The 11,044-nt window shown below is 63.1% G+C and carries 9 protein-coding genes; 6 read left to right on the top strand and 3 right to left on the bottom strand.

Going from position 1 to position 11,044, the window contains the following annotated elements; genetic code table 11:
* The first annotated feature begins 301 nt into the window (after positions 1–301).
* Positions 302–487, top strand: a complete 186-nt coding sequence (locus NEZ08_RS09520) for a DUF465 domain-containing protein (RefSeq protein ID WP_298106360.1) — start codon at positions 302–304, stop codon at positions 485–487.
* Positions 488–594: 107 nt separating this feature from the next.
* Here NEZ08_RS09520 and NEZ08_RS09515 read toward each other — a convergent pair whose 3' ends face one another.
* Positions 595–1,698, bottom strand: a complete 1,104-nt coding sequence (locus NEZ08_RS09515; RefSeq protein ID WP_298106359.1) for an NAD(P)/FAD-dependent oxidoreductase — start codon at positions 1,696–1,698, stop codon at positions 595–597.
* Positions 1,699–1,979: 281 nt separating this feature from the next.
* On the opposite strand from NEZ08_RS09515, the gene NEZ08_RS09510 reads away from it, so the two are divergent.
* The 5 genes from NEZ08_RS09510 to NEZ08_RS09490 all read left to right on the top strand — a co-directional run bounded on the left by NEZ08_RS09510 (position 1,980) and on the right by NEZ08_RS09490 (position 9,187).
* Positions 1,980–4,655 carry an EAL domain-containing protein gene (locus tag NEZ08_RS09510; protein WP_298106358.1) on the top strand — a complete coding sequence of 892 codons (2,676 nt, stop codon included), beginning with the start codon at positions 1,980–1,982 and terminating at the stop codon, positions 4,653–4,655.
* Positions 4,656–4,752: 97 nt separating this feature from the next.
* The gene (locus tag NEZ08_RS09505; protein ID WP_298106357.1) at positions 4,753–6,252 is read left to right on the top strand and encodes a glycerol-3-phosphate dehydrogenase; all 1,500 of its coding nucleotides are present in this window, start codon (positions 4,753–4,755) and stop codon (positions 6,250–6,252) included.
* A gap of 30 nt (positions 6,253–6,282) precedes the next feature.
* Positions 6,283–7,464, top strand: a complete 1,182-nt coding sequence (locus NEZ08_RS09500) for an ABC transporter ATP-binding protein (protein ID WP_298106356.1) — start codon at positions 6,283–6,285, stop codon at positions 7,462–7,464.
* Positions 7,461–8,372, top strand: coding sequence for an ABC transporter permease (locus NEZ08_RS09495; protein ID WP_298106355.1), 912 nt, complete (start codon positions 7,461–7,463; stop codon positions 8,370–8,372). Before NEZ08_RS09500 ends, NEZ08_RS09495 begins: the two co-directional genes overlap by 4 nt.
* On the top strand, positions 8,372–9,187 hold the full coding sequence (locus tag NEZ08_RS09490; protein WP_298106354.1) for an ABC transporter permease: 816 nt from the start codon (positions 8,372–8,374) through the stop codon (positions 9,185–9,187). Before NEZ08_RS09495 ends, NEZ08_RS09490 begins: the two co-directional genes overlap by 1 nt.
* Positions 9,188–9,224: 37 nt before the next feature.
* Here the strand turns inward: NEZ08_RS09490 and NEZ08_RS09485 are convergent, their stop codons facing one another.
* Positions 9,225–10,076, bottom strand: coding sequence for a carbohydrate ABC transporter permease (locus tag NEZ08_RS09485; RefSeq protein ID WP_298106353.1), 852 nt, complete (start codon positions 10,074–10,076; stop codon positions 9,225–9,227).
* A complete protein-coding gene (locus NEZ08_RS09480) occupies positions 10,073–10,948 on the bottom strand; it encodes a carbohydrate ABC transporter permease (RefSeq protein ID WP_298106352.1) in 876 nt (291 codons plus the stop codon). The genes NEZ08_RS09485 and NEZ08_RS09480 overlap by 4 nt, the downstream gene beginning before the upstream one ends.
* Positions 10,949–11,044 lie beyond the last annotated feature (96 nt).

Here is an 11,044-nt window from a genome sequence, read left to right as displayed (position 1 = left end):
AGCCGAAGCAGGAATATCCTCCCTGGCTGGCCGCTCCGCAAGCAAGTTCGAGAGCCGCATCGGCGGGAAAACGCGCGTACTGGCGGGAGCCGCGTACCGCCTTGGGCTTCGTGCGGCTTTCCGGCGCGAATGGAACCGGCCGGAAAGATTAACGGGAGTGAGGTCCGGCTCACGATTCGTTACGGATCCCTGGGAAAAATGAGGAAGGCGTTTTTCAAGACCATCGACAGATTCGCGCCTTGGTGTAAGCTTCGAAGTCCGGATCGAATCTGAGGTCTTAACCCAACCGAGGAGGTTTCGAATGGCGATTCTCGCGCATCTCGTTGAACTGGAACGGAAACACAAGGTTCTCGAAAACGAATTGCACGAAGCTCTTCTTCACCTTTCAACAGACGACTTGCAGATTGTCGAACTCAAGCGCCGGAAGCTGATGGTCAAGGACGAAATCGAACGCTTGAAGCATAACGCCAGCGCCACGTTGCATTAGAAGGCATCAGTCAAAGATCAAACGCCTGCTTTGATATGCGCAACCCGGCCGGTGCGTTGAGCGCCGACCGGCAAAGCGGAGTGTCTGCGCTTTCGACAGCCAAGCCGCTAAGCTTCCACCAACCCGGCGGTATAGTCGGCGATTGCCAGCGATGATGTTAGGCCAGGCGATTCAATACCGAACAGGTTGATCAACCCTTCGACGCCGTGGTCTTTCGGCCCCTGGATCAGGAAGTCCTGCACCGCGACCGCCGGCGGCACGATCTTGGGCCGCATTCCCGAATAGCTCGGCATCAGCGCGCCATCCGGCAGCGCCGGCCAGTAACGGCGGATCGCCGGATAAAATCGCTCCGCGCGCGCGCCATCGACGGCGTAGTCGATGTGATCCACCCATTCCACGTCGGGGCCGAAACGCGCCTGTCCCGCCATATCGAGCGTGAGATGCACGCCGAGGCCGCCGGGTTCGGGCACGGGATAGATCAGACGCGAAAACGGTGCGCGCGCCGAGCAACTGAAGTAGTTGCCTTTCGCAAGATAGGACGGCGGAATCTTTTCGACCGGCATGCCATCAATGCTGCGCGCAACGGAGGTCGCGTCCAGCCCCGCGGCATTGACCAGAAGCCGGCACTCGAGCGACATCGGCGCCTCGCCGCCGGCGTCGATCTCGATGCGGCCGCGGCGTGCGCGTGCGCCAACGAGTGGCGTATGAAACGCAAAGGCCGTGCCGGCGTCTTCGGCGTTGCCGCGTAGCGCCAGCATGTAGGCGTGGCTGTCGATGATGCCGGTGGACGGCGACAGCAGGGCCGCCTCGCAGTGAAGCGCCGGCTCCAGGTCTCGCGCGGCGTCGCGACCAAGCGTTTGCATATCAAGAACGCCGTTGGCCTCCGCATGGGCCCTGATCGAGGCCAGCTTTTCGGTTTCCTTCGACGTCGTCGCAACGATCAGCTTTCCGCAATTGCGATGGGGAATGCCTTGATCACGGCAGTACCGGTAGAGCGCCTGCTTGCCGGCAACACACATCCTCGCCATCAAGCTGCCCGATCGGTAGTAAATGCCGGCGTGAATCACCTCGCTGTTGCGGGAAGACGTGACGGTGCCGATTGCTTCGGCGGTCTCCAGCACGATCACCTCGCGGCCGCTTTGGGCGAGCCGTCTTGCTATCGCAAGACCGATCACTCCCGCTCCGATGACGACGCACTCGATCTTTTCCATTCGAAAAATTCTGTTCCGGATCCAGTTTGCCAATCGGGCGGTGGGCGCTCACCGCGGCTGCGAATGGCGTTCCGTCGCAAAAGGTTCTGGCTAGGCTTTCAACTAGACAACTCTTTGGACTCGTTTCTGAACTTTGCAGGTCCAATCCATTAGTGACCCATTAATCATGTCCCCGCAATTGCCGCGGCTTCACACCCCGAATGGCCCAGGCTGGGGTACGCGTTTACCTGATCCAAACCCGTGAAGAAAGACACTCGCGCGCAGAAATCCGCGGGTGACCGATGGCTGACAAGAGATGGCAGGCAGGCGGCGGGATCATGATTCCGGCAGGGATCGTGCTGTGCCTGATTGCGTGCACGTGGGTCGTCACCCAGTCCGGCCTGGACTCCACCCTTCTCAGATTCTTCAAGACGGCCGATCCGGAAGTCGTCACGGATATAGTGCTCGGCGGCCTGGTGGTGTGCTCTTTCCTGGTCGCCGTCGGCCTGTGGGTCGTCTCGACGCTGCGCCGGGTCGAGCGCTCGCAACTACGCAGGAATGCTTTCGTCAGTTCCGCCTTGAACAATCTCAAGCAAGGCGTTGTCATCACCAATCCCCGGCAACGGATCGTTTTCCTTAACGACCGCTATCTTGAAATCTACGGTCTGTCGCGCTCGGACATCACCTCGGATATGACCGGGCGCGATCTTCTCGAGCTCAGGCGGCGGCGTGGCGCCCTCGACGTCACGATCGAGGAGTTCTACGCGGAGGCCGCCAAGCCGGAGGGGCTCATCACCGAACTACCGGGCGGGCGATCGGTCCATGTCAAATGTTTCCCGCTGCCGAACGGCGGGTCGGTGGCGACGCATGAGGATTGCAGCGAGCAGCGCGAGCTTTCACGGGAGCTCGCTTCCACCAAGCAGTTCCTCGAGTCGGTGCTGGAAAATGTTCCGGTCTGCGTGGCCGCCAAGAGCATCGAAAACGGTCGCTACATTTTCGCCAATAGGGCTTTCGAACGTTTCTCGCGCTTCTCGCGGGATTTGATCGTCGGCAAGCGTGCCGATGAAATTTTCACGCCCGACACCGCCGCAAGCATCGAGGCGGCCGACCGCGCCGCCCTCGAAGCGCCGGATGGCCAGTTCCGCAACGAATTTTACGTCGAACGCGGCTCCAAGAAGCGGGTTCTTGCCTCGAGCCGGGTGGTCGCGCGCAACGACAAGAATGAGCCGGAATTTCTGATCGCGCTGTTCGACGACGTCACCAAGCGGCGGATGCTTTCCGAGGAGCTTGAAAAGACCAAGAAGTTCCTCGAACAGGTGGTCGATAACGTTCCGGTCTCGCTGACAGTCGAAGACGTCAGCAGCGGGCGATATCTGCTCGCCAACCGCAGTGCAGAAACCATTCTCAACCGGCGTCGCGAAGAGGTCGCCGGGCTGACGGCGGCGGAAATCTTCAACGAACGCGAGGCCAAGCTCATCGTCGCACGCGACGAGGCGGCGGTGCGAAACCGCAAGTCCGTAACCGAAGAACATCCGATCAGTACCAAGAACGGCCTGCGGCTGTTTTTGACACGCCGGGTGACCGTGCTCAATGAGGCCGGCGAGCCGCAATATCTGATCAAGACCCATGAAGATGTCACCGACCGACGGCAGACCGAATCGCGGATGGCGCACATGGCCTATCACGATGGCCTGACCGATCTGCCGAACCGTGCTGCCTTCCTGCAAGCGCTCACGCAGATGATCGAAGCCTGCACCGACGCGGAAGAGGAATTCGCGGTGCTGTCGATCGATCTCGACGGCCTGACGGAAGTCAACGACGTGTTCGGTCATGCCACCGGCGACAAGCTTCTGATCGAAGTGGCGCAGCGGCTGCAAGCCTCGGCGCGCGGCGGCGTCGTCGCGCGGCTCTCCGGCGACGAATTCGGCTTGATCATTGACGGCAAGCAGCCGGTCGCCGGCATGTTGCTCGCCGAGCAGCTGGCCGAGACGATGTCCAAGGAGATCCTGATCGACGGCAAATCGGTCCGCACCGGCCTGACGACGGGAATTTCGATCTTCCCGCATAATGGCACCGACGCAGCGTCCCTGCTCGCCAACGCCGGCGCTGCGCTGTCGCGCGCGAAAGCGAAATCGCGCGGCACGATCAGCATCTACGAACCGGAAATGGATCAGCAGATTCGCGATCGGCGCGTGCTGCACCAGGATCTTTCGGCGGCGATCAAGAACGGCGAAATCTCTCTGTACTATCAGCCGCTGGCCTCGGCGCGAAAAGAAGGCGACAGCGAAATCATCGGTTTCGAAGCTCTGGCGCGCTGGCGTCACCCGGTGCGCGGTTTCGTGCCGCCGTCCGACTTTATTCCGCTCGCCGAAGAAAGCGGGCTGATCTTCGAGATGGGCCAGTGGATCCTTCGCGAGGCCTGTCGCGAGGCTGCCTCCTGGCCGGTGCCGCTGCGGGTCGCGGTCAACCTGTCACCGGCGCAATTCATGCATGGTGATGTCGTCAGCCTCGTGCATTCGATCCTGCTCGAAACCGGGCTGGCGCCGGGACGGCTGGAACTTGAAATCACCGAAGGCGTGCTGATCGAGGATTTCGAGCGCGGCCTTGCGCTGTTGCGCCGCCTGAAAGGGCTCGGCGTCCGCATCTCGATGGACGACTTCGGCAGCGGCTATTCTTCACTCAGCTATTTGCAGGCGTTTCCGTTCGACAAGATCAAGATCGACCGCGCGTTTGTTGTCAATTTGGGGCGCAACCCGCAATCGGCGGCCATCGTGCGCGCGGTCATCAGCCTCGGCCACGGTCTGGAAATGTCGATCGTTGCCGAAGGCGTGGAAACCCAGGAGCAGCTCTCCTTCCTTGCCGAAGAGGGTTGTGACGCCATCCAGGGCTATTTCATCGGCAAGCCGCTGCCGATCGATCAATACAACGCGCTGGTCGGGCGCACCAGCTGTGCCGAGCCGGCGCGCAGGACCGGATAGACCAATACCGGCCGGATCACGTCGGCTTTCCGCCGCTTTCGTCGCTTATCGCCGCTAACGCCTTCGAGGCGTCGACAGGCCTGGCTATAGCTTGGATATGGCGGATTACGATTTAGCGATCATTGGCGGCGGCTTGAACGGCGTCAGCATGGCGCGGGACGCCGCCGGACGCGGCTTGAGGGTCATCCTGTTCGAGCAGGGGGACCTCGGGGCGGCTGCCTCCAGCGCTTCGGGACGATTGATCCAGGGCGATCTGACCGTACTCGAGCGCAGGGCGTTTTTGCGTACGCGCATGGCGCTCGCCGAGCGCGAGGTCTGGATGCGGATCGCACCCCATCTGGTGCGGCCGGCGCATTTCGTCATTCCTGCTCATTCCGACGAGCGTCCGCCCTGGCTGTTGCGCCTTGGGCTGTATGCCTATGACCGCCTGGCGCCGGGCGGGAGCCTGCCGCGCTCGGCCACCATCGACATCACCCATCATCCGATCGGCGATGCCTTGCAGCGGCCGTTCGGCACCGCCTTTGGATACTCGGATTGCCTGGTCGACGATTCGCGGCTGGTGGTGACGAGCGCGCTCGATGCCGCCGAGCGCGGCGCTGACATCCGCACCGGTGCCCGCTGCGTGCGCGCCGATCGGAGCCATATCTGGCGGCTGGTCGTGATTGATCGCGGGCATCGCCGGGTGATCACCGCAAGATCGCTGGCCAATGCATCGGGCGCATGGGCGGCGAGCATCGCCGAGACCGTGCTGCGCGTGGCGCCACCGCGCGCCGCCGCCCTCAAGCTGGGCCAGATCATCGTCCGTCGCCTGTTCGATACCGAGAACGTCTACGTCTTGCAGAACACCGACCGCAGGCTGGTCTTTGCAAGCCCTTATCAGCGCGATTTCACCCTGATCGGCACCGTGGCGCGCCCGTTTGTCGGCGATCCCGCGGCCGTGGCGATGTCGGCCGATGAAGTGACCTATCTCTGCGACGTCGCCAACCGTTATTTTCGCGAGCGGGTCAGCACCTCCGACGTGATCCGGTCGGTGGCGGGCGCCAATCTCGTCATGGGACGTCCCGGCAAACGATTTGCGCGCGAGGGGACGGTGATGTTCGACGCACGCCACCGTCAGGCGCCGCTGCTCACCGTTTTCGGCGGCGACGTAACGATGGCGCGGCTGCGCGCCGAGCGGGCGGTCTCTCGTCTTTTGCCGTTCTATCCGATGTCGCGGCCCTGGACGGGGCGAGCCGCGCTGCCGGGTGGGGATTTTCCGAATGCGCGGTTCGAGGCTGAGGTCGACGATGCGCGCGAGCGCTGGACGTTCCTGGGCCCCGATCAGGCGCTGCGGCTGGTTTCCGCCTATGGGTCGCGGCTGCACCAGGTGCTGGGCGAAGCTAAAGGGAAGGCCGATCTCGGCCAAAGCTTTGGACCGGATTTGACGGAAGCGGAAGTGCGCTATCTCATGACCAGGGAATGGGCGCGCTTTCCGGACGACGTTCTCTGGCGCCGCTCCAAGCTTGGGCTGACCATGAGCCCGCAGGACCGCGAGCGGCTGGCCGCTTTCATGGCGCGCGGGGCGTCGTCCCTTGAGGAACAGTCGATCCGCCGCTAGCTTGCGGCCTCCATGGGGCAGGCTGGCGGCATGAGCGAGGATACCAGGCATCCGGCGCGTACGGCGAATTCGAAGGCTGCAACGCGCGCCGCGCCCGGCGTGCCACTGCTCCGCATCGATGCGGTCGTCAAGACCTTCGGCCGATTTCGCGCCGTCGACGCGCTGTCGCTCGACATAGCGGCCGGCGAGTTCTTCGCGTTGCTGGGGCCGAGCGGATGCGGCAAGACCACGCTGCTTCGCATGCTTGCCGGTTTCGAGACGCCGGACGAAGGCCGCATCCTGCTGAACGGCGAAGACATCGCGCAAATCCCGCCGCATCGGCGCCCGGTCAACATGATGTTCCAGAGCTACGCGCTGTTTCCGCATCTGAGCGTGAGCGACAATATCGCGTTCGGCCTGAAGCGCGCGAAGCTGCCGGCATCCGAGATCAAGGCCCGCGTCAAGGAAATGGTGGCGCTCGTCAAGCTCGAGGGGCTTGAGAAGCGGAGGCCCGATCAGCTCTCCGGCGGGCAACGGCAGCGCGTGGCGCTGGCGCGATCGCTGGCGCGCCGGCCGCAGCTGCTCTTGCTTGATGAGCCGCTTGCCGCACTCGACAAGAAGCTGCGCGAAAGCACGCAACTCGAACTGATGGAATTGCAGCGGCGGCTGGGGCTGACCTTTATCATCGTGACCCACGACCAGCAGGAGGCCATGACCATGGCGGGCCGGATCGGGGTGATGGACGCCGGCCGCCTCGAGCAGGTTGCCAGCCCGCGCGAACTCTATGAGGCGCCGCGCTCGCGCTGGGTCGCCGAATTCGTCGGCGACATCAATTTGATCGAGGGCAAGTTCGACAGCGACACCGAGCCTCACCCGGCGATGGCGCGGCGGCTCGCCATTGCCACCGGACAGGCCGGCACGATTCATGTCGCCGAGCCGCGCCAGCCGCTCGCCAAGGCCGATGTTTGTGTTGCGATCCGCCCCGAGAAGATCAAGCTGTCGCGCCGCGCCCCAGCCTTCGACGACATGCGCACCATCAACCGGCTTGAAGGGGTGATAGCCGATGTCGGCTATCTCGGCGGCGCGACCAGCTACAGGATCAGGCTCGATTCGGGCCTCGTACTGCGCTCGTCGATCGCCAATACCGCGCGGCTCGATACCGACGCCTACAGCCCCGGTCAGCGCGTGGTGGCATGGTTCGCGCCGGAAGACTGCGTGGTGCTGGAACAATGAGCGCGGAATCAAACTTCACCCGCCCGGCGCGGCTTGCGGCGATCGCGCCTTACGTATGGATGGTGCTGTTTTTTCTCGTGCCGTTCCTGTTCGTCCTCAAGATCAGCCTGTCGCAGACCGCGATCGCCCGACCGCCCTATACTCCGGTGCTCGCTTTGCATGAGGGCTGGGGCGCGATCAAGACCGCGTTCGCCGCGCTCTCGCTCGACAATTTCCGCCTGCTGGTCTCCGACGATCTCTACGTGCTGTCTTATCTGCGCAGCCTTGTGGTCGCCGCGGGCTCGACCACGATCCTGCTGCTGATCGGATATCCGATCGCCTACGGCATGGCGCGGCTGCCGCAGCGCTGGCAGGGCGTGGCGATGATGCTGGTGATCATCCCATTCTGGACCTCGTTTCTGATCCGCATCTATGCCTGGATCAACATCTTGCAGCATGATGGCTTGCTCAATCGGGTCTTGCTGGCGCTGCACGTGGTGTCGACGCCCGTGGTGTGGCTCTCGACCGACAGCGCGATGTATCTCGGCATCGTCTATTCCTATCTGCCGTTCATGATCCTGCCGCTTTACGCGACGCTCTCCAAGATGGATCAGGCGCTGCTGGAAGCGGCCAGCGACCTCGGCGCATCGCCGCGCGAAGCCTTCTGGCGGGTAACTTTGCCGCTGTCGTTGCCTGGTATCGGCGCCGGTGCGCTCCTGTGTTTCATCCCGATCGTCGGCGAGTTCGTCATTCCTGATCTGCTGGCGGGATCGAACGCGCTGATGATCGGCCAAACGCTGTGGCTCGAGTTCTTCAACAACAAGGACTGGCCGGCGGCGTCCGCGGTAGCTGTCGTGCTGCTGCTCCTGCTGCTGGCGCCGCTCTTGCTGTACGACCGCCTGCAACGGCGGCAACTGGAGCGCACGTGATGGCAAGCGGCCCGAACCAGCTCTCCCGCTTCAACGTCACCGCGCTGACGGCTGGGCTGGCTTTCCTTTATCTGCCGATTGTCATCCTCATCATCTATTCCTTCAACGCCTCCCGGCTGGTGACAGTATGGGGCGGCTGGTCGCTGCACTGGTACGCGGAGTTCTTCCACGATCAGGCCATGATCGACGCAGCGTGGATGAGTCTGCGCGTCGGCGCAACTTCGGCGACGCTGGCGACGATCCTCGGCACGCTCTCCGCGGTCGCGCTGTCGCGCGGTGCGGGTTTTCGCGGCCGGACGCTGTTCTCCGGCATGCTCTACGCGCCGCTGGTGATGCCCGAGGTGATCACGGGGCTTTCGCTGCTCTTGCTGTTCGTTGCCATCGATGCCGAGCGCGGCTTCTGGACCGTCGTCGTCGCCCACACCACGCTCACCATGTGCTTCGTCTCCGTGGTGGTGCAGGCGCGGCTTGGGACGATCGACCGCAGCCTTGAAGAATCGGCGATGGACCTCGGCTGCGGTCCCTTTCGGGCGTTTGTCGCGGTGACGCTACCGCTGATTCTACCGTCCGTTCTAGCCGGCTGGATGCTGGCCTTCACGCTCTCGCTCGACGATCTCGTGATCGCCAGTTTCACCACCGGCCCCGGTTCGGCGACGCTGCCGATCCGCATCTATTCGGAAGTGCGCCTCGGCGTGAAGCCGGAGATCAACGCGATCTGCACGCTCGTGGTGGCGCTGATCGCGCTCGTCATCGTCGCAGCGTCGCTGGTTTCGAAAATCTCCGATGCGCGCGGAAAAACCGCCGCGCCGTTGTAGCTATGGGCCAATCCTTCGGTGCGCAAACCCATTCGGCTCACGACTTCACTGCGCCCGCGGTGAGGCCGCCGACCATGTAGCGGCGGAAAGCGTAATAGATCGCCGCCGGCGGCAGGGCATAGATGAAGCCGGTCGTCATCAACAGTTCCCACGGCGAGTCGTCGGCGGAAAGGAAGTTGCCGAGCGCGACGGGCAGCGTGATGTCGCGGTCGTTCGACAGCAGCAGGAAGGCGTAAAGATATTCGTTCCAGGCCAGCAGCACGGCGTAGGTGCCGATCGCGACCAGCGACGGCATCATCAGCGGAAGGTAGACCAGGCGGAAAATCTGCAAGGAGGTCGCGCCGTCCATGACCGCGGCCTCGTCGAGCTCGACCGGCAGCTTGTCGGAAGCCTGCTTCAACACCCAGATTGCGTAAGGCGAGGCAATCGTCACCATGGCGAGGATCAGCGACCAGCTGGTGTTGAGCAGGCCGTAGTTGCCCATGGTGCGGTACATCGGCACGGCCAGAAACGCCGCCGGAATGAAATAGGTGAAGAGCGCGAGGTTGAGCACGATGCGTCCGCCGGGCACGCGCAGCCGGGAGATCGAAAACGCGGCAGCGGTTGCGATCAGCAGCGTGAGCGCGCCGGCTGAGGCTGCGATCAGCGCCGAATTGCCGAACTGGACCCAGAAGTCCCGCAGGAAATAGTGCTGCTGGTAGAACACGATTGCGAAGTTGTGCAGGGTCGGATGGTCGGGCCACAATTTGCCGGAGAAGGCGTCTTCCTTCGGAGAGATCGCGAACACGAACATGTGGTAGATCGGAATCATCGTCCAGATCAGGACGGGAATGCCGATCAAAAGCAGCCGCGCCTCGGTGGCCGCTTCACGCAAGGTAGGGAGCTTCATCGCGACAGCCGTTTCATCATGAAATAGACCAGCGGCAGCACCAGCGGCATTGCGCAGACGATCGCGGCCATCGCGAGGTTGAGCTCGTCGAGCCTCAGGTAACGAATGCCGAGCGTCGAGAGCACGTGGGTGAGGTCGGCGGGGCCGCCGCCGGTCAGGAGGTACACGCTGTTGAAGTCGCCGAGCGTCCAGATCATCGAGAGGAGCGTGCAGGTGAGATACAGCGGGCGCATTGACGGCCAGGTGATGAAGCGGAACTTCTGCCACCAGTTGGCGCCGTCGACGTCGGAGGCTTCGAACAGGTCCAGCGAAATCGCCAGCCGCCCCGTCATCAGGATCAGCGTCCAGAACGGCAGTGACTTCCAGATGTGCACGCCGATCGCCATGGCGAGCGCGACCGCCGGATCGTTCAGCCAGTTCGGTCCGTCCTCGCCGGTGAACCTGAAGATCAGCTGGTTGACCATGCCCCATTCCGGATTGAGCATGAAGCGCACCGACAGGATGGTCGGGATCGACGGTACCGCCCAGGGCAGGATGAAGATCACCGACAGCCAGCGGATCCACGTGCGCTGCTGCACGAAGAAGCCGGACAAAAACAGCGCGATCAGCATTTTCAGGTTGATGCCGATGACGAGGAAAATCAGCGTGTTGACCGCGGCGCGCGCGAAGATCGGATCGTGATAGAGCGCGACATAGCTGGCGGGATGGCGCGCCAGCCAGAAGCCGTAACCCACCGGATAGAGCACGAAGGCGAGAAAGACGAGCAGGTAGGGCGCGATCAGCACGATGCCCCAGACCTGCGGCGTCGACAGCCGCGGCGCGCCCGGCGTTCCGGAAATTGCCGAATCGGATGCTGAGATCGTGATCGCCATGCGCTCAATTCTATCCTGCGTTCCCCGGACGCGGCGCGAGCCGTGAAACGGTGTGCCGCGCCCGGGTTTTATTCTCCACGCCTTCCTGGATCCCGG

The organism is Bradyrhizobium sp., assembly GCF_027451485.1.
GTDB lineage: Bacteria > Pseudomonadota > Alphaproteobacteria > Rhizobiales > Xanthobacteraceae > Bradyrhizobium.
The sequence above is the reverse complement of the archived record's forward strand: the minus strand, read 5'-3'. Positions and strand labels throughout refer to the sequence as shown.

Excerpts from the sequence above, each read along its gene's own strand:
- NEZ08_RS09520 (WP_298106360.1), top strand. The coding sequence starts at position 302 with ATGGCGATTCTCGCGCATCTCGTTGAACTGGAACGGAAACACAAGGTT.
- NEZ08_RS09515 (WP_298106359.1), bottom strand. The coding sequence starts at position 1,698 with ATGGAAAAGATCGAGTGCGTCGTCATCGGAGCGGGAGTGATCGGTCTT.
- NEZ08_RS09510 (WP_298106358.1), top strand. The coding sequence starts at position 1,980 with ATGGCTGACAAGAGATGGCAGGCAGGCGGCGGGATCATGATTCCGGCA.
- NEZ08_RS09505 (WP_298106357.1), top strand. The coding sequence starts at position 4,753 with ATGGCGGATTACGATTTAGCGATCATTGGCGGCGGCTTGAACGGCGTC.
- NEZ08_RS09500 (WP_298106356.1), top strand. The coding sequence starts at position 6,283 with ATGAGCGAGGATACCAGGCATCCGGCGCGTACGGCGAATTCGAAGGCT.
- NEZ08_RS09495 (WP_298106355.1), top strand. The coding sequence starts at position 7,461 with ATGAGCGCGGAATCAAACTTCACCCGCCCGGCGCGGCTTGCGGCGATC.
- NEZ08_RS09490 (WP_298106354.1), top strand. The coding sequence starts at position 8,372 with ATGGCAAGCGGCCCGAACCAGCTCTCCCGCTTCAACGTCACCGCGCTG.
- NEZ08_RS09485 (WP_298106353.1), bottom strand. The coding sequence starts at position 10,076 with ATGAAGCTCCCTACCTTGCGTGAAGCGGCCACCGAGGCGCGGCTGCTT.
- NEZ08_RS09480 (WP_298106352.1), bottom strand. The coding sequence starts at position 10,948 with ATGGCGATCACGATCTCAGCATCCGATTCGGCAATTTCCGGAACGCCG.